General features: G+C 54.3%; 11 protein-coding genes and 1 pseudogene. 1 reads left to right on the forward strand and 11 read right to left on the reverse strand.

Annotated features, from left to right (window positions below):
* Positions 1 to 284: 284 nt before the first annotated feature.
* Genes ccoP through ccoN form a run of 4 tightly spaced genes read right to left on the reverse strand, consistent with a single transcriptional unit; the run spans position 285 to position 3,494 of the window.
* Positions 285 to 1,232, reverse strand: a complete 948-nt coding sequence (gene ccoP / locus OQ460_RS07705; RefSeq protein ID WP_410021247.1) for a cytochrome-c oxidase, cbb3-type subunit III — start codon at positions 1,230 to 1,232, stop codon at positions 285 to 287.
* Positions 1,229 to 1,447 carry a cbb3-type cytochrome oxidase subunit 3 gene (locus tag OQ460_RS07710; RefSeq protein WP_029300053.1) on the reverse strand — a complete coding sequence of 73 codons (219 nt, stop codon included), beginning with the start codon at positions 1,445 to 1,447 and terminating at the stop codon, positions 1,229 to 1,231. Before OQ460_RS07710 ends, ccoP begins: the two co-directional genes overlap by 4 nt.
* Positions 1,448 to 1,450: 3 nt before the next feature.
* Positions 1,451 to 2,059 carry a cytochrome-c oxidase, cbb3-type subunit II gene (gene ccoO, locus OQ460_RS07715; RefSeq protein ID WP_029300055.1) on the reverse strand — a complete coding sequence of 203 codons (609 nt, stop codon included), beginning with the start codon at positions 2,057 to 2,059 and terminating at the stop codon, positions 1,451 to 1,453.
* 10 nt (positions 2,060 to 2,069) lie between these two features.
* The gene (gene ccoN / locus OQ460_RS07720; protein WP_410021248.1) at positions 2,070 to 3,494 is read right to left on the reverse strand and encodes a cytochrome-c oxidase, cbb3-type subunit I; all 1,425 of its coding nucleotides are present in this window, start codon (positions 3,492 to 3,494) and stop codon (positions 2,070 to 2,072) included.
* 79 nt (positions 3,495 to 3,573) lie between these two features.
* Between ccoN and OQ460_RS07725 the strand changes: the two genes are divergently transcribed.
* On the forward strand, positions 3,574 to 4,290 hold the full coding sequence (locus OQ460_RS07725; protein WP_410021249.1) for an alpha/beta family hydrolase: 717 nt from the start codon (positions 3,574 to 3,576) through the stop codon (positions 4,288 to 4,290).
* Between the two features lie 347 nt (positions 4,291 to 4,637).
* Here OQ460_RS07725 and OQ460_RS07730 read toward each other — a convergent pair.
* The 7 genes and pseudogenes from OQ460_RS07730 to OQ460_RS07760 form a co-directional block, all read right to left on the reverse strand.
* A pseudogene (locus OQ460_RS07730) lies at positions 4,638 to 6,536 on the reverse strand (acyltransferase family protein).
* A gap of 1,233 nt (positions 6,537 to 7,769) precedes the next feature.
* Positions 7,770 to 9,335: a methyl-accepting chemotaxis protein gene (locus OQ460_RS07735; protein ID WP_410021250.1), complete on the reverse strand. Its 1,566-nt coding sequence runs from the start codon at positions 9,333 to 9,335 to the stop codon at positions 7,770 to 7,772.
* Between the two features lie 132 nt (positions 9,336 to 9,467).
* Positions 9,468 to 10,775: a glycosyltransferase family 4 protein gene (locus OQ460_RS07740; RefSeq protein ID WP_410021251.1), complete on the reverse strand. Its 1,308-nt coding sequence runs from the start codon at positions 10,773 to 10,775 to the stop codon at positions 9,468 to 9,470.
* Positions 10,772 to 12,022, reverse strand: coding sequence for a glycosyltransferase family 4 protein (locus OQ460_RS07745; protein WP_410021252.1), 1,251 nt, complete (start codon positions 12,020 to 12,022; stop codon positions 10,772 to 10,774). The genes OQ460_RS07740 and OQ460_RS07745 overlap by 4 nt, the downstream gene beginning before the upstream one ends.
* A gap of 12 nt (positions 12,023 to 12,034) precedes the next feature.
* On the reverse strand, positions 12,035 to 13,768 hold the full coding sequence (locus OQ460_RS07750) for a hypothetical protein (protein WP_410021253.1): 1,734 nt from the start codon (positions 13,766 to 13,768) through the stop codon (positions 12,035 to 12,037).
* A 93-nt stretch (positions 13,769 to 13,861) separates the two neighbouring features.
* Positions 13,862 to 14,281 (reverse strand): hypothetical protein, encoded by a 420-nt coding sequence (locus OQ460_RS07755; RefSeq protein WP_410021254.1) that lies wholly within the window; start codon positions 14,279 to 14,281, stop codon positions 13,862 to 13,864.
* Between the two features lie 55 nt (positions 14,282 to 14,336).
* Positions 14,337 to 20,456: a methyltransferase domain-containing protein gene (locus OQ460_RS07760; protein WP_410021255.1), complete on the reverse strand. Its 6,120-nt coding sequence runs from the start codon at positions 20,454 to 20,456 to the stop codon at positions 14,337 to 14,339.
* Positions 20,457 to 20,465: the final 9 nt, after the last annotated feature.

The following is a 20,465-nucleotide window of genomic DNA, read 5'->3' on the forward strand; positions in this document are numbered from 1 at the left end:
AGTGCCATTGCAACGTAACGCTGACCTGCGTCAATGCGTTCCAAACCAGATTCTGCGCCCTTTCCATGTTTGGTGTAAGGACAAAATCCGAAATATAAAGCTGATCAAGTGGACAGGATTTTTTTCAGGTCGCGACGATTGTAGCCGCGTACGCCAGAACCAGTCCGCTGTGGAGGAAAGCGTAGACCCGAATGGCAGGAGGGGAAAGGTGTGTTTTGGGAGGGTGTGACACTTGGTCGCGTGCAAAACCGGTTGCCGCCCCGGATCGGAGCGGCAGTCAGCGGTTATTGGGCAGGGCTTTCAGGCGTTGCGCCATCAGCATCGTGGGACAGGCTGTAGACATAGGCCGCCAGCAGGTGAACCTTGTCATTGCCTTGCAAGGCTTCCTGGGCTGGCATCTGGCCCTGGCGACCGTGGCGGATGGTTTGCTGCAACTGCGCCAGGCTGGTGCCGTAGATAAAGCCGGCAGGTTGCGTCAGGTTCGGCGCGCCCATGGCTTCGACGCCGTGGCCTTCAGCGCCATGGCAAGCGACGCACGTGGTGTTGAACGCTTGCTGGCCGGCAGCCAGGTCGACCTTGCTGTCAGCCGGCAGCGGCAACTTGGCCAGGTCATGGCGCACGTAGGCCGCGACGTTTTTTACACCGTCCTCGCCCAGCACTTCACCCCAGGCCGGCATCGCCGCATGGCGACCGTTCATGATGCTCAGCTTGATCGCCTCCGCCGAGCCGCCCCAGCGCCAGTTCGCATCCGCCAGGTTCGGGAAGCCATAGGCGCCCTTGGCATCGGAGCCGTGGCACACCGCGCAGTTGGAGGCAAACAGGCGCCCGCCCATTTTCAAGGCTTGCGGGTCTTTGGCCACCTCTTCTACGGGCATGGCCGCAAACTTGGCGAAGATCGGCCCGAACTTGGCGTCTGCCCTGGCCATTTCCTTGTCCCACTCCTTGGTCTGCGTCCAGCCGTCTTCATAGCCCGGCAACACGCCTTTCCAATTGCCCAGGCCCGGATAGAGGATCAGGTAGCCGACGGCAAACACCAGGGTGCCGGCGAACAACAGGAACCACCATTGCGGCAAGGGATTGTCGTACTCCTCGATGCCGTCGAACGCGTGGCCCATGGTCTGGTCGACGCTGCCTTTGGTTTCGCCACGGCGGGTGCCGAACAGCAGCCAGGTCAGGCCGATCAGGCTGCCGAGGGTCAGTACACAGATCCATGTACTCCAAAAGGTAGTCATGGCCGAATGCTCCTTGTTACAGGCTCTTCTTGAGCGTCGGATGGGGTGCCAATGGCATCAGGCTTGGGTTCATCGGCAAATGGCAGCAGGCAGGCTTCGGCGAACTCCGGGTTGCGCTTGGAGTTGAACACCCACAGGGACAGACCGATGAAAGCAATCGCCACCACCAGCGTGCCGAGGCCGCGGATCATTCCGGTATCCAGTTCAAAACCCATGGTTCACCTCTTGCTCTTGATCGCAGTGCCGAGCACTTGCAGGTAGGAGACCAGTGCGTCCATTTCGGTCTTGCCCTTGAGGCTGTCCACCGCAGCGGTGATATCCGCATCGGTGTACGGCACGCCGAGGGTGCGCATGACTTTGAGCTTGGTTTCGGTGTGGCTGCTGTCGACCTGGGCGGTCACCAGCCATGGATAGGCCGGCATCTTCGACTCGGGTACGACGTTGCGCGGGTTGTACAAATGCGCGCGGTGCCAGTCGTCGGAGTAGCGTGCGCCCACGCGTGCCAGGTCCGGGCCGGTGCGTTTGGAGCCCCACAGGAACGGGTGATCCCACACGCTTTCACCGGCGACCGAGTAGTGGCCGTAGCGTTCGGTCTCGGCGCGGAACGGCCGGATCATCTGCGAATGGCATTGGACGCAGCCTTCACGGATGTAAATGTCGCGGCCTTCCAGTTGCAGCGCGGTGTAGGGCTTCATGCCTTCCACCGGCTTGTTGGTCACGTCCTGGAAGAACAGCGGGACGATCTGCGTCAGGCCGCCGATGCTCACGGCGAGCACCATCAGCAGCATCAGCAGGCCGACGTTCTTTTCAATCGTTTCGTGTTTCATCACGGACTCCTCAGGCCATCTGCGCCGCAGCGGTGATTTCGGCAGGTTGCGCCGAACGCACGGTGCGCCAAGTGTTGTAAGCCATCAGGAACATGCCGCTGAGGAAGACCGCACCGCCCACCAACCGCACAATGAAGCCTGGGTGGCTGGCCACCAGGGTTTCGACGAAGGAGTAGGTCAGGGTGCCGTCTTCGTTGACCGCACGCCACATCAGGCCCTGGGCGATACCGTTGACCCACATCGAAGCGATGTAGAGCACGGTGCCGATAGTGGCCAGCCAGAAATGCGCGTTGATCAGGCCGAGGCTGTACATCTGCTCGCGCCCGAAGACTTTCGGGATCATGTGGTACAGCGCGCCGATGGAAATCATCGCCACCCAACCGAGGGCGCCGGCATGTACGTGGCCGATGGTCCAGTCGGTGTAGTGGGACAGGGCATTGACGGTCTTGATCGCCATCATCGGGCCTTCAAAGGTCGACATGCCGTAGAACGCCAGGGAAACCACGAGAAAGCGCAGGATCGGGTCGCTGCGCAGCTTATGCCAGGCACCCGACAGGGTCATCATGCCGTTGATCATGCCGCCCCAGCTCGGCGCCAGCAGGACCAGCGACATCACCATGCCCAGCGACTGCGCCCAGTCCGGCAGCGCGGTGTAGTGCAAGTGGTGCGGGCCTGCCCAGATATACAGGGTGATCAGCGCCCAGAAGTGCACGATGGACAAGCGATAGGAGTAAACCGGGCGCTCGGCCTGTTTCGGCACGAAGTAGTACATCATTCCCAAAAAGCCGGCCGTCAGGAAGAAACCTACGGCGTTATGCCCATACCACCACTGCACCATGGCATCCGTCGCACCGCCGTACAGCGAGTAGGACTTGGTCAGGCTGACCGGGATTTCCATATTGTTGACAATATGCAGGATCGCCACGGTGATGATGAACCCACCGAAGAACCAGTTACCGACATAGATATGCTTGGTGTTGCGCTTCATCACCGTGCCGAAGAACACAATGGCGTAGGCGACCCAGACGATGGTGATCAGGATATCGATCGGCCATTCCAGCTCGGCGTACTCCTTGGAACTGGTGTAACCCAGTGGCAAGGTAATCGCGGCCAGCACAATCACCAACTGCCAGCCCCAGAAGCAGAACGCGGCGATTTTCGGCGCGAACAGCTGGGTCTGGCAGGTACGCTGCACCGAGTAGAAAGAGCTGGCAAACAGCGCGCAACCACCAAAGGCGAAGATCACCGCATTGGTGTGCAGCGGGCGCAATCGACCGAAACTGGTCCAAGGCAGATTGAAGTTGAGTTCGGGCCATACCAACTGGGCGGCGAGAAAAACCCCGAGCCCCATGCCGACGATGCCCCACACCACCGTCATAATGGCGAATTGGCGGACCACCTTGTAGTTATAGGCGGTACTTAAAGTAGTGTTCATGGTTCCCCATCCACGGTTCAACCCAAGCCAGTGCGGCACTTGGGCTGGAGTTATAGGCAGACTAAAAAGCGAGGCAAGCATGGGCAAAGAGCACAAGGCCAGTATTGACGGGGATCAATGGGCGCAACATGTGCGTGAACGCGGCTGGCTATGGAACCCCGCATCGGGCACGCCCCCAGGCCAAGCCCCGACATTGATCCTGGCCCACGGCGCCGGCGCACCGATGGACTCGGGTTTCATGGACGACATGGCTACACGCCTTGCCGGGCATGGCGTCAACGTATTGCGCTTCGAGTTTCCCTACATGGCCCAGCGCCGATTGGACGGCGGCAAACGCCCCCCGAATCCGGCACCAAAACTCTTGGAATGCTGGCGCCAGGTATATGCCGGGGTGCGACGCCATGTCACGGGTCGCCTCGCCATCGGCGGCAAGTCCATGGGCGGACGAATGGCCAGTCTACTGGCCGACGAACTCGGCGCTGACGCACTGGTGTGCCTGGGCTATCCGTTCTATGCGGTGGGCAAACCGGAAAAACCCCGGGTCGAACACCTGGCCGGTCTGAAGACACCAACGTTGATTGTGCAAGGTGAACGGGATGCGCTGGGGAACCGAGCGACGGTAGAGGGATATGAACTGTCGCCGAGTATTGAAGTGATGTGGCTGGCGACGGGGGATCATGATTTGAAGCCGTTGAAGGCGTCGGGGGTTAGTCATGAGCAGCATTTGGAGGTTGCGGCGGGGAGGGTTACAGTATTTTTAAATACTCGTAAACGACCCATGAATCTTACAGTTTGAAAATGCGATCTTTATTTTTGGGACTTGCTATGTACCGCACCAAGACCGCACGGCCTTGAAGTCCGGAGATGAATGTCCTGAGCTTTATGGTGGGTTTGGATCTTTATAATTGAACTTATAAAAAAACAAGGGCGTATTGAAGCCCTTGTTTTTAATTTCTCAGATGCTTTTATAAGTTAGGGATTAATCCGTCTTTCACAGTTTTCTCTCCTAAAATCGCGGGTCTGACTATGCTTAGTTGCCCTCCATTATACAATATCTCTGTGATAGTTAAAATTGTTATGCGTGAATTTGTTTCCCCAGGCTGGACTCGAGCAATGACCTCTCGGTATTGCCCGTACACTCAGTCAATTGATTACTGGTTCTGCCATTTCGAAGATTTTGATTGACCCTACTTTACTCAGGTGCCCCTCATCTCGATATATAGGAGTGTTGTCTATGATGCTAACGCAAGACATATCATTGCAGAGTGTGTCGGAAAGCTTGATAACTTTAGTGTTTAGTTCGGATTCAACAAATGTATAGAACTCTCTTATGTTTTTTGTTTGTTTGTCATACGTCGCGCGCGGTTTGTTACAATCACCGGTTTCGCCGAAAGTGATTTTTTTACTTAAAGTTCTTTCCATGCAAAGCAGATTGTTTGTGGTTATTCCCGGTGTTGATGAAATTACTACAACATTTTTTCCGTGAGACTTAATAGATTCTATTGTGTGTCGCATATTTTTCTTAAGCGATTATAGGCCCGTGTCGGAAAGTTCGATGCTTCCGTCTGGTTGCCTGTTGGAGTTTTTAGAACCTGGGTTGGCATATTGGGCAAATGATGCACCAATTATAACGGTTTTGATTTCGCTGTGTGCTTTCACAAAGTCAAAGACCGAATCGTTAAAATTAATGCAGTTCTCAACTTTTTTGGGATTCGGATTTTTTGTGTTGTATGGAGAGACGCCTAAAAAAGGAGGGCACGCACTAAAGGTTGCTTGGCGAAGATCAATTTTTTGAGCCTGTGCTAAGCCAGGCACCAAATGCATAGCAAACGAGTCACCCCATACAAGCGTGCTTGGCGAGTTACTGGTTTTGCACTTGTCGCTATCATTGAATTTTGGACTATCGCAGGACTTGTCAAGCCCCCTGTTAGGTACCCGATTCTCTACAAAGTCAATTTCCGGTTTTGAGGCAGAAATTAGCGCGAGGTGAAACACCAGAACAGCAGTTGCGGCACAAGCATATGCGGCAAATGTAGGCGCTGGGCGCTGGCCTGCGAAGCGTAGTGGGTTTTCCAGATATCTATGAATCACAATTGCTAAGGTTATAGAGAGCACTATAGCACCGGCCTTAACGGTAATGGGGATAGGCCCTATATATGAGCTGTTCATAAATACGATGATTGGCCAATGAACCAAGTACAGGGGATAGGAGATGTCGCCTAGCTTGGCTAGTGGCGTTAGTAGCGCAGAGTCGTTAAGTTTTTTGCCCGCGGCCAAGATGATAAAAAGTGTTGCTGCGCAAACTATGACCGCGTCTAGGCCTGGATGTGGAAAGCCGGTGTCGACGAATTGTATTGTAATCAATGCTAAAATTGCTGGGATAAGAGCAGCTTTTGAAATTGATTTGATTTTATTGTTGTGGGCTATTAGTGCTCCGACGGATCCTAAAAGCAATTCCCATGCTCGCGATGGCAATAGGTAAAAAGCGGCGCTTCGGTCAGTTCCCAAGAGGTAAATGCATATTGCCAAGCTTAGCACTATAAGCAGGCCAATCATCCATGGCCAGAAGCGTTGCGGGGTAATGATCAGGATGAAAGGAAGAACAAGATAAAACTGTTCTTCTACAGCGAGTGACCAGAGATGTAATAGAGGTTTGAAGTTTGCGGCTATGTCAAAATAACCCGTCTGGCCCCAGAGCACAAAGTTGATACTAAAGGTTAAAGCGCCGATGATTTGCGACTCGAGATCTTGAAGCTCAATAGAGTTAAGAAAAAAAATAGATCCGATGGAGGTTAGTATAATAACAGCAAATGCTGATGGGAGAAGTCTTCGAGCCCTTCTGAGGTAAAAATCAGCGAACGAAAAATTATCTTCTTTAATTTTTTTGCATATGATTCCAGTGATTAGGAATCCGGAAATGACAAAAAATATATCAACGCCCAGAAAGCCATTTTTCAGATATTGAAGACCTATATGGTCCAGCACTACCAGTGCAACAGCAAGCCCTCTAAGCGCTTGAATATCATGTCTTATGTATGTCATTTCGTGTTCACTAGAATAATGTGAATTGTTGTTGAGAGTGGACGGTCTTCAAATTTCTATACGTAAGACTTCCATTCCGTTGGCAGGGTGGGTAATGCATCTAAACCGCTCACCTAAAAACAGGTGCAAGCGTGCAGCCCTTTCCTAAAAAGCAGCGCTACTATACAGAAGTGAAGGCAAATTGGCATCGTGCAACGATCAGGCCTCAATTCTCCTAACCCGCAGCTCTCGCTGACTGAAACGCCAGCCAGCTCAGTACCACTCAGAATCCCAGTGCGGGCATTTTTACCTTCAGGCGGAGCTTCAAGCATGACACTTAATACAAACGGTACTGCTGCTGATCCTCAACACTTGGGCGATGGGCTTTCAATCAGTTCGGCTGACGTTCTGTATATGCCTAATGCTCCTGAAGAGATCGTCAGGACGGTGCAGCAAAGGCTTCGGGACTGCGTGTCGCTTAATGACTATGTGAAAACGCCAGTGGATGGCAGCGCACATCCAACCAACACCACATCGAGTCTGCCGTAGCTGCCGCGAAGCTCTTGGGGCTGATTTGTACTGGCCAGCAACACTTTCACCGTCGATAAGCACATCGAGCATTCCAGATTTGCACTCCGTACGTCATGTAGGGGCGGGCGCCATTAAGGCTGGTTCTGATGTGTTTCACCTGCAGCTTTCAAATACGGAAAGTAACAGACTTTACATGGCTCCGAATGGGACAGGCGATGGACTGAGTGCAGACCGCCCTCTTGGCGGATTCGGTGCTGTCATCGCCGCGCTCAGAAACTACGCTCCCCTGGTCGGGCGCTGGACTGTAGTTGGAGCTGCGGGCACCTACAATGAAATGGTTACATTGCCGAACTGGCTAGCTAACGGTGCAAACTACCTCTCGTTTGAGTTTCCCTCCACGGAAGGCTCCCGGGTGGAGCCTAGCGAGTATGCTGCGTTTCTTGACGGAGCAGGTCTGACAGCGACAAACGGATTTACTACTGGCCAAGGCAACCGCATTCACATCAGCAATCTATGTATGTGCAATTGGAAAGACGTTGCTCTTCCCAATACATGATTTTCACGCTTTTGCATCTGCGCTAGCGTAAATGTGGATTTTTCCGAGTCTTTCGAAGCTGGCGTGGCCGAGTGGATTCTATCGGCTCACGGCTTAGGCCAACCCCCGCATCGAGTGGTAGGTACACTCAAGCGTGGAGTTGGCCTGCTAGTGAGGCTTATCCGGCTTTACCGGTTAAACCGCTCCACCAACGAATATTGCGTATTCGCCGTATGCGTCAGCTCCTCGCTCAACTTTGCCGAGTTCAAGGCCTGTTCCGACGTCTGGTCCGCCAGCAGGGCGATGGTGCTGATGTTGCGGCTGATTTCTTCGGCCACAGAACTCTGCTCTTCGGTGGCAGCCGCGATCTGGGTGGTCATGTCGGTGATATGCGCCACGGCTTCGCTGATGCCCGCCAGCGCCTGATCCGCTTCCATAACCCGCGCCACGCCTTCTTCGGCCTGGCGGTGCCCGGCGTCCATGGTTTGTACGGCGGTGCCGGCGGTCTGTTGCAGTTTGGCGATCAGTGCGTGGATCTGCCCGGTGGATTCGCTGGTGCGCTGGGCCAACTGTCGTACTTCGTCGGCGACCACCGCAAAACCACGGCCCATCTCGCCAGCACGCGCTGCTTCGATAGCCGCATTCAGGGCCAGCAGGTTGGTCTGGTCGGCGATGCCTTTGATCACATCCACCACGCCACCGATTTCGTCACTGTCCTTGGCCAGTTGGGTCACCGTGGCGCCGGTTTCCCCGACGACCACCGACAAGCGCTGGATGGCTTCGCGGGTTTCCCCGGCGATATCGCGGCCTCGGCTGGTCAGGCGATTGGCTTCCTGGGTGGCATCGGCTGTGCGTTGCACGTGGCTGGCGACTTCCTGGGTCGTCGCGGCCATTTGGTTGATGGCGGTGGCAACTTGTTCGGTTTCTACCCGTTGGCGCTCCAGTCCGGTGGAGCTGTTGTGGGCCAGCGTATTGGATTGTGCAGCCTGCTGATTAAGATGCTCGGCGGTGTCCTGCAAGCGCGTCAGACATGTCTTAAGCCGTGCTTCCTGGCTGAGGATCGACATCTCCAGGCGTGCCTGTGCGCCACGGCTGTCGGTGTACATCTGCGCGATCAATGGGTCGGAAGTGGTTTGCTCGGCCAGGCGCAGCAATCTCTTCAGACCACGTTGCTGCCACGTCAGGCCCAACAGGCCCAGCGGTACGGAAAGTGCGGCGGCCAGGGCAAAACCCCAATGGGAATCGAGCCAGATGCCGATCAGGAAACTCAGTTGGCTGACCAGGATAAACGGCAGCCAGTCCTGCAGCACCGGCAGCCATCTGTCACTGCTTGGAATGGCCGACTTGCCCTTGTTGATACGCTGGTACAGCGCTTCGGCGCGGCGGATCTGCTCGGCAGTAGGTTTGACGCGCACCGACTCATAACCGACTACCTGAGCGCCCTCGAAGACCGGCGTCACATAGGCATTGACCCAATAGTGATCGCCAGTCTTGCAACGGTTTTTAACGATGCCCATCCATGGCAGGCCTTGTTTGAGCGTCGCCCACATATGTGCGAAAACCGCGGGAGGCACGTCCGGGTGACGAACCAGGTTGTGCGGGGCGCGTGACAGCTCCTCCCGGGAAAACCCGCTGATTTCGACAAACGCGTCGTTGCAGTAAGTAATCACACCTTTGGCATCGGTAGTGGAGATCAACCGTTGCTGAGCGGGGAAGGTACGTTCGCGCTGGGTAACGGGCTGGTTGTTACGCATATTGATTCAATCCGCAAGGCTTTGACAGGTTGTCGGCAGGCTGGGGGAATTGTTGAAAAGAAACTTTCCTGCGTGGGAAAACGCTGATCGTGGGTCGAGGAATACCTTGCTGATGCGAAAAGACGGTGTCGCTCAACCCAGGAAGGAAGCGGTCAGGACTTCGGCCATTACCGGGTAGCGGCAGGCTGCGCCAATCCAATCTATCTGGATGAAAAGCCAGCGTTTGAAGCGCAGGTACCAGGAGGTTTTTGCATTATCCAGTTCAGGCGTCCCCAGTACATCCAGCGCCATGCGCTGCTGGATCGAAACCCGGGAGTAATCCTGCACGAAGGAGGCCCTGCTGATGGAGGTCAGGTCCAGGCGCTTCAGCGCCTTGATTGCGCCTTCGATATCGCCAGGTTCAAACACCGTGGCATTGGCAATCTTGGACTTGGTGAACTGCTTTGCATAACCCGCCAGGCCCGCCAGGATGGGTTTGCCTGTAGCGGCATACTCAAACAATTTGGAAGGCAGCACCCGTTGAAACGACTTGAACGTATTAAGGTGTAAAAAAAGCACGTCTGCCTGCTCGTAATAATCCACCAGATTCGAGCGTTTGGTTGGCGCGATCATTTTGACGTTTGATACGTTTTTGCTTTCCAGTGCACGACGTAGCTTGCCGGCCGCGCCGCCGTCACCGATGACATAGAAATGGGCGATACCCTTCAACTGTTCTGCCATCGCCGGGATGATATGTTCCAGCCCTTGGCCTGCACCGATATTTCCCGCATACACGATTTTCAACTCGGTCGACGGCACATCGGATTTTTCGCGCTTACCCAGCGGTTCCAGGAAAAGGTCATCGACACCATTGGTGTGGGTGGAGAAGACCTTGTTCGGGTAACGCTCGTTGAAGTAACCCAGAAAGCCCGGTGAAATCAGGTTGACCTGAGTCGCCTGGCGAATAGTCAGGCGCTCCACCCAGGAGAAGAAATACGTCATGGCTCTGCCGACCATCCCTGGAAACAGCTCTGGCAAGGTCTCGACGAAGATATCGCGGATATCGAGATAAAGCGGCGTTTTGCTTTTGAATGAAATCGAAGCGCCGAGGGCGGCGGTCATCAGGCGCGAAGAGGAGGCCACCACCAAATCGTAATCTTTGCCTTTGGTGGCTTTGTGGGCTCCCAGCGCGTAGGCGGCGAACGCCTTGGCCTGGTCGACTACACCATTTTTATGAGTGGGTAGGTCGATCCGGTTGATCGAGAGCCGCGAGATCCCTTGAGAACTATCGGCCGGCGCATTGTAGGAGTGATACCGATTGGGTTGTGTGGTAATCAGATCAATATGCAATTGGCAGTTATTTTGCTCGAGCAATGCCCGCACCAGCGCCTCGGCCCTGAATGAACCCGCCGCCAGATCAGGCGGGTAGTAGAAGCTCAGGAGCAGAATGCGCACTGTCATTGGCCGGCTTCAGCGCAATAAGGTTGGTCCTTGAGGACGCAGCCATACAGGCTGACCAGTTGTGCTTCCTGTTGCTCCCAGTTCAGTTGCTTCGCGGCGTTTGCAGCATTTGCTGCCAGTGTCTGGCGCAGCATCGGGTCATTGACTAAACGATTCAGTGCGTCGATCAGTTGTTGATCGTCGCTTTCACGCACCAGCAAACCGATGTCATGGGCCCTGACGATACGGCGGATCTCCGGCAGGTCGGTCGCGACGACGGGCAGGCCGGCAATCAAGTATTCGAATAATTTATTGGAGTCGGTAGTGAAGTGGTTCAGGCACGTATTTTCGATAGGTTGCACACCGATATCGGCAGATGCGGTGTAGCTGGGCAGGTCTGCCAAGGATACCGTCGGGATGAAATGTACTCGCTCGGTCAGCTCAAGTTCCTGGCTCAGCGCGGTCAATGGCGCGGTCAGCCTGCCGCCGCCAATGAACACAAAGTAGGCGTTCTTCACCGAGGCCGCGATACGTACCAGTCGCTCCAGGCCGCGCCCCTGCTGCAAACCGCCCTGGTAGATCACGATGGGCCAGGGTTGCTGCAACTGCAGTTCCTCGCGGATCCGCTGGCTGGCCGGGCTGACAGTCAGGCGCGGTCGGTTCTGCAACACCATCGGGCGAGGAATGCCATAGGCACGCGCAAAGAACTTCGCCCGTGCATCCGTGGTGGTAATGGTGCCCTGAACCCGCGGCATCAATGCAGCTTCGACCCGCGCGACCAATCCACGAAAGCTGTTATAGCCTTCGCGGCTGGTGCTGATTTCATGAGCGTCATACACCACCCGAGCCCCGCTGAGCTTGGCTGCCAGCCAGGCCGTTGGCAGTGTATTGACGTCATGGGCATGGACCACCGCCGCCCGATGCCAGGCGATCCGCGTCAGCAACCCGGCATGTGTCCATAAGCGTGCAATTATCCGCAACACTTGCTTGGCCGGGCTCAAGCGGCCAATGGCGCCACTGGCAGCAGGCGGGGTAGCCGCACCCACCTCAGCGCCAGTCCTGGTCTTGCGCAACTTCCACAACGGACTGCGCGCCACGCGTACCACCTTGATACCGCCTTGCAGTGTCTCCTTCTCCTGAGTCACGCCGGGTGTATGCAGGGCAAACACGGTGACGGCGTAACCGGCAGATTGAAGCGTCTGGGCTTCTTTTAATACACGGGCGTCGTTGCGGAACTCATTCCAGACGATCATTGCTATGCGGGTCACAGCGTATTATCTCTATTCAACGATATAAGTCTCTATGGCTTCAAGTTTCTCAAGCATCTCAGGCAATAGCGAAATGGCCTCAACATATCTGGCGCGTTGGCACAGGCTTTCGAAAGCATAAGTGAGTGTGCACAGTGTCACTGCATCTACTGGAACATCAGCAAGACTTGGACGCTTAAGTAGCGCTTGGCGAAATGCTTGTTCCAATTTGGCACGTTCGCCTATTGGCCAGTTGGCACCAACTGGCTCCATTTTCCAGCCTGCCCAGTGACTTAGGCAGGTATCGCCAGTGTCGGATATGAGTAGAGTATCCGGTGTTGTATTCAGTGATATGATCTGGCGTGGAAGTTGGGAGAGAACTTGTTTGAGTATGTCGTACTTCTCGGAGAAAAGCGTCAACGTGATCGATTGCTGGGGCGTGGCAACGATGGAAAGACTAGTTAGTAACTCATCGGAGAGACGTTGTTCAAGAAATAAATGGGAGCGGCTGAAACGTTTCTTTAGGGCCTCCGATGGTTCGATTGCGAGCAATGCGCTATTGATTGAAGTTGTTCCGGTTCCGAATTCCTTAGGCATTGCTTTTCGATAGTTTTCAAGTTGAAAAACGTGGCATGTAAGGTTCTCTACTTTTGTTTCTCCGAGAAAAATTGGAGCGGGAATGCCATAGACGCAAGTTAGCAATGTGCGCTCTTGTTCGGCTAGTGAAAAACTATTGCTATCAAAAAGTTTGAATAGATAATTTTTTTCGCACGGGTCATCATCTGATTCGAATCGTGCTTCGAAGGAGTATATATTGCTTCGGCCAATCTGATGCCATGAAGTGTTGCGCAGATTTGATTTTTTTGGAGTGATGCAGTTCATCGCCTCTTGGATCCAAATGCACCTCTGTTCTTCATCCAGAAGTCTTTTCGTCTGGATGGTGTGGTTAGTGGTGTTGGTTACAAGTTGCTGGCCATGAAAAAATAATGCATTTATCTGCCTATATTGCGAGCGAAGAGAAGTTAGATTTTGTAGTAATACGGCAACTCGCGACATCCCCTGTCTGATCAAAAGCAAGGCAATTAAGGCAGCAAATATTTTTGGTGGAGTCATAAAAAGGAAGTCTGCAATCATGAAGAGAAACGTCATGAGAAATCCAACGGAGGCTAGTACATTCAATATGACTCTGTAGTGAACGCTCAGCAGCCTACGCACGGTCGTACTTCTGTTGTGAAGGGTCGTTATAAGTAATAGCATAGTCGCAATATAAAGGATGGAAACTATTAGTAGTGACGGGTAGATATAGCTTAATACCAAGAAGGTGATGGCGGCAAAAGTTCCTGCTGATAACGCACGGGTGAACTTTTCATATGCTTGAGTTGCGAGTAACTGCTGTTTCTCAAATAGAGTTAATTTGGCACTTTGTGCTAATAGCTTTTTGGCTCCCTTTTTTGAGAAAAATGAAACCGCAAGTTCCGATATTAAATATAAAAAGTAGCAAGCTAAGGCGAGCGCACTAAGTCCCATTATTAAGTGGGACTTTTCCAAGGCTCTAAAGTAGGCAGGGTAGTAGTGCGGAATCGCATCTGATCCTAATAATATAAGTATTTTAATGGGCAGAAAAAATGTTAAGACCAATAAAATTTGTGCAGATAGGCTCGCTGCTTGCACAATTAGAGTAGAGGTTGGAGTCACACCCATGAATTTCCGGCCAAGCGAGAAGCACCAGCCGGCTGTCGATTTTATAGCATTTTGAAGGCTAGTCATCTTCAGTTCTTCACGTGCTTCGGGGTGGGCAATTTTTTTTCCTCTACTCTAAAAGTTAGTCTGCGGCAGTGGTCTGTAATTGGTGGGCTTTATTTATATAATTCTCCAATAGATGGAAAGCACAGATGATTGACCTGCCTGGTCAGACTTTTCTAGATAAACGCTACCGATAGTAGGTTGATCTTTTTTGTAGTAATGGACCTTGAATTTTTCATCAGTGCTCTCAATTACTTTTCGTGTATAGCCCTGTTTCGATAATATGCTGTATACCGAATTTTCTGCAATCTTTGATCCTGAATCAAACTTAACCGTGTGAGTGATGACTTCGATCGCACCATCTTTTTTTGTCGTTGTTTTTACGATTGTTCCGGTCAGGTTGATCGGTGTGCCGTCTTTGAGTATCAGATTGCTCTTCTGCTCGGTAGCGTTGACAGCTTTCTCATCAACTTTTTTTGTGTCCTCGCAAGCAGAGAGGGTGAACAGGATGCTAAGTAAGGCTAATGTTTTTTTCATGTTTAAGTGCTCTATTCGACTTTGATTTTCAAGTGGTTTGGTTTTTTGCTTGCTTTCATTTGCTGGTGGTGTCACCAATTATTTTCAGCTCGGATTTTGAAACATGTGTCTTGTTACTTTGCATTGTGACCCGCTTTCTAGCATTTAGAGACATTTCCGTGAAGAGCTTTGCGTTCAGAACCATTGCTTCAATACCATCACTTAATCCCGTGAAAGATTCGGAGTCGGACAGAAAGCCACAGTCTTGGTCAAGGAACTCGGGGATCGCCGCGACGCTGTTAGTTATAGGGACTAACCCGGAAGCCATTGCCTCATCACGCGACACACCTTGAGTATCCATGCGACTAGGGCACAGGAACACTCCGTATTCCTTGTGCAGTTCGGCAATCTCTTTCTGTTTCAAATAGCCCTTTTGTATCTGCACATTCGAATACTGCCGCAACGGTGCCAGCGTTTCTTCAAACAGAGGGCCATCGCCAATCATCCGGAATTCCAGCTCGTTGAACCAAGGCTTCTGTGCGAGCAACTGGATGGCTTTGACGCTTAAGTCGTTGGCGTAGGTGCGTGAGGCATACGGGCGAATCGACAAGATCTTCTTGCGCTGTTCAACCGGCTTTTCCACGTAGGAGAACAGCTCGGTGTTGATCGGGTTGTGAATGATCTCGTATTGGCTTTCCGGCAGACGGAACCCAAGGTCTTCCATCACTTCTTCAGCGAAGTAACGGGATACAAACACCAGCTTCAGGTTTGTCGGCATGGGTTGCAGCAGGTTGCGCCAGAAACTCATGCGTTTGTCACTGTCGAGCTTGCCCAGAGCCAGTTGTGCTTCGGTGGTGAAGTTGTACTCGCGGCGCCACCACGGCTGAATCTCGGCGCCATGCACCCAGACGATAACCTTGGTGGTGTTGAGGTGCCGGCGCAGGACTTCCCACATGTCGGGGTCCAGGAAGTGCACCAGGATGGTTTTGTAGGCGCCCGATTCAAGCATTTTCGCCAGGGTGGCCTGGGAACCTGTCATGACGTCGACGTTTTCGAATTCGTGGTAGCTGACCGGCTCGTTTTTGCGCAGGCGGAATACGTCTACGTTGACGCCCTGTTCCTGGTATGCCGTAACGCGGGTATGCACGAATCCATTGCGGTATAGATCGTCGTAGGACGGGTAATGGTTGGTCAGCAATAGGTAATCGGACTTGGCAAGCATTTCAGACGGCTGCAGGTCACGATGTCCAAGGACCAGGGCCTTGATGCCGGCACTGCCATTGGAATACGCACGGATTCCCAGGCGGATGTAGGCGGCCTCTGGCGGGACGTCGCTGGTCTGATTGCGGTTGGCGTACTGCATGACATGGCTGATGCGTTGCTTCTGCGCGTCGAGGAACAGCACGACCAACTGGATGTTCAGGCCGGGTGTCGCGTCGAGGAACAGTTTGAGTTGTTCGTCCTTCATCAGTTCGTCGACAGCCAGCTCGTGCTTGGCATAGTGGTACTCGTGCTTGCCATCGGCGAGGGAGGAGGTGATCTGCCAGGTATCCGCGTCGATGTACTCTTCCACTTGCTTGCTGCGGATCGGTCCGAACATCGCTGCCAGGTCGCGACCACTGATTTCTGCACAGGTGTGGCTGACTTCCAGTGGCTTGATCGCTTCGGCGCGGCTTTGCAACTCGTCGATGGTGATGCCGGTGTACAGATCAAGATCGTCCACCATGCTGGTCACTTCCTGCGCGTTGGCGCCGGCGGCATTCTTGCAGTAGTTGAACGCGTCGATAGCCAGCGACTGCTCGTATTCGTAGTGCAGCGTCGCAAGTTTCTTCAGCCACTCGGCGGCGGGCTGCTGGGCGATCAGGCTGGTTTTGATCAGCGCAGCGCGTGCAGCAATACTGCGCGGACGGCGATAGGCCTGACCTGGGTTTTGCAGGTGAACACCCTGTGCGTCGCGAACGTAATGGGTCACTTTGCCGATCACTTGGGCCTGGTTGTAGCGCGTTGCCAGAACCATATCGAGCATGTAGTTGGGGCCATAATAGTCTTCGCTGACCATTGCGGCGAACAAGGGCGCGTCGCCCGCCAGTTCTCCCAGGCTGATCTTTCTCAGCTGTTTACGGGAGATCAGCTTCACACGTGGGTCTTTGACTGCGGTTTTACCGACGGTGTCGTTGACCACCACGTGCATGCTCAGGTTGGTGTAGCGCTGGCGTTGCAAGTGTTGGGTCAGGGCTTCGACTTCGGCACTGTTGGCGGCATCGGCAAGGATGCAAACGTGCGGCAGGTCGTCTTGCTGGGCCTTGCCGGTCACCTTGCTCATTACATAGCCAAGGCGGTGCGCGTAAGTGTGCTCTTGCATCACTTTGCGCAGGGCTGCCAGGCGCAGTTTGTCGCTGTCTCGCTCGTTACCGGCCAGGGTATTCAGGCGACGCAACATTTCCGGGCCGCTGTCGGTGGTAATCACCAAATCACCAAACAACAGGCGCACACCGCGTGAGAAGTTGCTGACGGTAACGGTGTTGGAACCGAGCAGTTCAAAGACCCGGCGGGCGAACATCGACTGCGACTGTTTGATCGAGTTGAGGTTGATCGCGTAGCGATATCCCTTATAGGCCCGGTCAATTTGCTCGAAGCTCAATGTACCAACGATGTACGGCTGGTATTGCTCAGGGAACTGATAATTGGCGTCGTTCTTGCCGAAGTTGCGGTCGAAAATCTCCAGCGGACGGAAGCGCGGCAACTCGCTGACAAAGTTGCCCAGGTCGCGGGTACGTTCCGGGTAGCGGGCGTAGTAGGCGCCGGCAAAGCAGAACGCGTCTTTGCGCTCGTACAGCTCAACCGGGTTATGCACTGCCGGTTGGCAGGCGAAAGGCAGCAGGTACACACGTTCGTGCCCCAGTGCGCCTTTGTAGCGGTGAATGCAGTCGATGTCGGTGGTGAACACGAAGTCGAACTGCTTGGCGGTGGACAGGAAGGTCTCGAAGTGGACCGGGTCTTCCTTGTTCCAGAAAACCGACGGCACCTTGTGGTCTTTGCACCACTTCAGGATGTCCTGCAACTCCTGGCTGTTATGGCCGACCTTGCTCCCCCACAAATCATCCTTGCCACGCCAGGCAGACTCGATAAACACCAGTTCTGGCTGGAACTGTTGCAATTGCGCGTGCCAGCCTTCTGGTGTCAGTTGCAGCAGGTTGCATTCATGGCGATAGGAGCCGTAGGTGAACTCGTCCATCACACAGGCGACTTTCAGCGAGGCAGCATTGTTCTGTTCGTGGTTGAGCAGGCGATTGCGCACGTACTCGGTATCGCCCAATGCAGCGGGCAGGGCGGCAGTATTGGTGATGTGTTGTGGTGCGGGCAGCAGGGCGGTCGGGCGGTCGAAGCCGATGGCTTTCTGGGTGGTGTCCTTGCGGCTCTTGCTGGCCTGGCGGTACAGGTTGAACAGCGTGCCTGGCAGGCGAATGATCCCGCCCAGCGAGCTGGCGCTGGCCTTCAGTTGGTAGCCCAACTGATAGGTGAGGCTCGAACGGGTCTTGATCAAGCGCTGCTCAGCCAAGTGGCGTTTGGCATTGGCGCGATGCAGGTTGTCGTTGAGCTCTTCGATCTTCTGCTGTTGAGCGGTTGTTTGCTCAAGCAGCTTTTCCAGATTGGTCTTCAGGTGCGGGATTTGTTTGCCTGTGACTTCGCGATATTTCTGATTGGCAGCCTCGATCCAGCCTTTGGAGGACGTCAGCTCGCTTTCCATCCGCTGACGGGCATCGCTCCATTGTTCTTGGGTCGTTGCCAGTAACTGGTCGGTAGCCTCGCGGCTCGACCGTTCCAGTTGTATCTGCTCCAGGAGGTCAGCCTGTTGCTGGCGCCATTGATCCTGGGCAGTTGCCAGCAACTGCTCGGCGGCCTCGCGGTTCGCCAGTTCAAGCTGTGCCTGTTCCTGGGCAGTTGCCAGCAACTGCTCGGCGGCCTCGCGGTTCGCCAGTTCAAGCTGTGCTTGTTCCTGAGCCGTTGCCAGTTGCTGCTCGGCCGTTTCGCGACTGCGCAGTTCCCGTTGTGCCAATTCCTGCAGGTCGGCATTTTGCTGACGAAGATCTTCGAGGGCATTGGTTTGCTGTTGTAGGCGCATGGCGAGCTTCTCTCCTTGTAGCAACGCTTCCTGGGCTTGGTGCTCAAGTTCGTTAATTGTCAATTCCAGTTGTTGCCTGGCGCTGCGCTCGCTTTCAAACTGGTTGGAAACAACCAGGTGTTGATCGGTCTTGACCTGCAGCTCCCTGTCCATTTGCGCCACATGGGCTTCGCAGGTGGCCAGTTCACTTTCCAGCAGCGGACGGATAGAGCGCTCGTGTTCAAGGAGGCCGGCAAGCTCGGTGATACGAGCACGGCACTCCTTGAGTTCATTATTCAGCTCTTGCATTTCCCGTTCGTGAAGGTTGTTCAGATCGTCGACTTGCAGCAGCAGCGTGTCGATGTCTTCCTCCAGGCGTGCCTGGATAGCTTCATGGGCATGCAGTTGTTGCTCGGCATCATGGCTGATGCTGATTCGCGCGGTCTCGGCTTGATGGCGCCCCGCCTGCTCCTCTGTCAGTTGCTCCTGCAGGCGAACGTTCTGGGCCGCCAGGGTTTGTGATTCCTGAGTCAGTGCCTGCAACTGCGCCAGTTGCTGCTCTTTTTGCTCAAGTTCCAACTGATGCTCTGCTTGCAGCGCTTGCAGTTGCGCCTTGAGCAAGTCGTGCCGGGCTTGAGTGTCTTGCAGCTGCTGCTGGATCTCGTCAAACCGTGGGCGCAGATCGCCAAGCTCATTATCTTTTTGCTCAAGCTCCAGCTGACTTTCTGCTTGCAATGCCGTCAATTGTGCTTTGAGCAGGTCGTACTGTGCCTGAGTGTCTTGCAACAGCTCCCGGTTTTCGTCAAACCGTGGACGCAGTTCGCCAAGCTCTTTATCTTTGTGCTCAAGCTCCAACAGGCTTTCTGCTTGCAACGTTTCCAGTTGTGCCTGGAGCAGGTCGTGCTTTGCCTGAGTGTCCTGCAGCAGCTCCCGGGTCTGTTCAAACCGTGGGCGCAGTTCGCCAAGCTCTTTGTCTTTTTGCTCAAGCTGCAGCTGGCTTTCTGCTTGCAGCGCTTGCAGTTGTGCCTTCAGCGAATCGTGCTGCGCTTGCGTTTGCTTCAGCTGCTCTTGCGCAGCCTCGAGTCGAGAGCGCAGCTCGGACAGTTCTTTGTCGTTTTGCTCAAGGCGCGGGCTCGTGGTGCTTTCCAGCTCAGCCAGTTGTGACTTGAGCTGTTGTACTTGTTCGCTGGCAGTGCGGTATTTCTTGTTGGCTTCTTCCAGGCGCAGCTTGATATCGGCCTGCTCGGCAAGAGCGGCTTCCTGGGCCAGGGTTTTCTTCGTGAGTTCTTCAGCCTTTTGCGCCTGGGGCTTGAGCAGGGCGATTTGCTCAGTGGCGGCACGGTACTTCTTGTTGGCTTCGGCCAGGCTTTTGTTTGTGCTGGTGAGGCTGTTTTGCAGATTGCGCTCGATCGCTTCGAAGGCTTTTTCCAGGTTCTGGATCTGCTCCATGCTCAACTGTGCGTCGGCAGGTGCTGTTGCCTCGCTCTTCTTGATCGCCACCATTCCCAACCACTTGCCCAGCACTTTGATCTGGGTGATGTGCAGGTGTTCGTTCAGCAGGCGGAAGGGTTCGAGCAAATAGAACGTGTGCTTGTGATCGATGAAGTCATTGACCCCAAACGGCACGGTAATAATGAGTCGACCATCGGGCTTGAGCAGCGCAGCGGCTTTTTCGATGAACATTTCCGGGCGAACCAGGTGTTCGAGCACTTCGCTGATGACGATGGTGTCGGGTTCCGCGTCCTGGACGTTCAGCGACAGAAAGTCAGCGTTCACGTAGGACACTTTTGCCTGCACGTGGGCCGGCTCGGCCGCCATGTACGACTTGGCTTCTTCAATGGCCTGGGGGCTGGTATCGACGCCGATCACGTCGCAGCCTTCGCGGGCCAAAAGTAGCGGTACGATGCCTTGGGAGCAGCCGACGTCGAGTACGCTTTTGCCCGAAACCTGTGCACAGATCCAATGGATACGTGTCTGGGTTTCGCGCATGAAATGCTCACCCAACTTCCCGTAGTAAGCCTCCATTACACGGTCGTGAATGTCTGCCAGTGCGGTGGGGGCTTCCGGCTGCATGGGGAGTTGGGCGCTAGTCATCTTCAATTC

The sequence above is a fragment of the Pseudomonas imrae genome, assembly GCF_046352735.2.
GTDB lineage: Bacteria > Pseudomonadota > Gammaproteobacteria > Pseudomonadales > Pseudomonadaceae > Aquipseudomonas > Aquipseudomonas imrae.

What these genes read in the sequence shown, in the direction of transcription:
- OQ460_RS07735 (WP_410021250.1), bottom strand. Translation starts at nt 9,335, where the DNA reads ATGCGTAACAACCAGCCCGTTACCCAGCGCGAACGTACCTTCCCCGCT.
- OQ460_RS07725 (WP_410021249.1), top strand. Translation starts at nt 3,574, where the DNA reads ATGGGCAAAGAGCACAAGGCCAGTATTGACGGGGATCAATGGGCGCAA.
- OQ460_RS07710 (WP_029300053.1), bottom strand. Translation starts at nt 1,447, where the DNA reads ATGGGTTTTGAACTGGATACCGGAATGATCCGCGGCCTCGGCACGCTG.
- OQ460_RS07740 (WP_410021251.1), bottom strand. Translation starts at nt 10,775, where the DNA reads ATGACAGTGCGCATTCTGCTCCTGAGCTTCTACTACCCGCCTGATCTG.
- OQ460_RS07760 (WP_410021255.1), bottom strand. Translation starts at nt 20,456, where the DNA reads ATGACTAGCGCCCAACTCCCCATGCAGCCGGAAGCCCCCACCGCACTG.
- ccoN (WP_410021248.1), bottom strand. Translation starts at nt 3,494, where the DNA reads ATGAACACTACTTTAAGTACCGCCTATAACTACAAGGTGGTCCGCCAA.
- OQ460_RS07755 (WP_410021254.1), bottom strand. Translation starts at nt 14,281, where the DNA reads ATGAAAAAAACATTAGCCTTACTTAGCATCCTGTTCACCCTCTCTGCT.
- ccoO (WP_029300055.1), bottom strand. Translation starts at nt 2,059, where the DNA reads ATGAAACACGAAACGATTGAAAAGAACGTCGGCCTGCTGATGCTGCTG.
- OQ460_RS07750 (WP_410021253.1), bottom strand. Translation starts at nt 13,768, where the DNA reads ATGACTAGCCTTCAAAATGCTATAAAATCGACAGCCGGCTGGTGCTTC.
- ccoP (WP_410021247.1), bottom strand. Translation starts at nt 1,232, where the DNA reads ATGACTACCTTTTGGAGTACATGGATCTGTGTACTGACCCTCGGCAGC.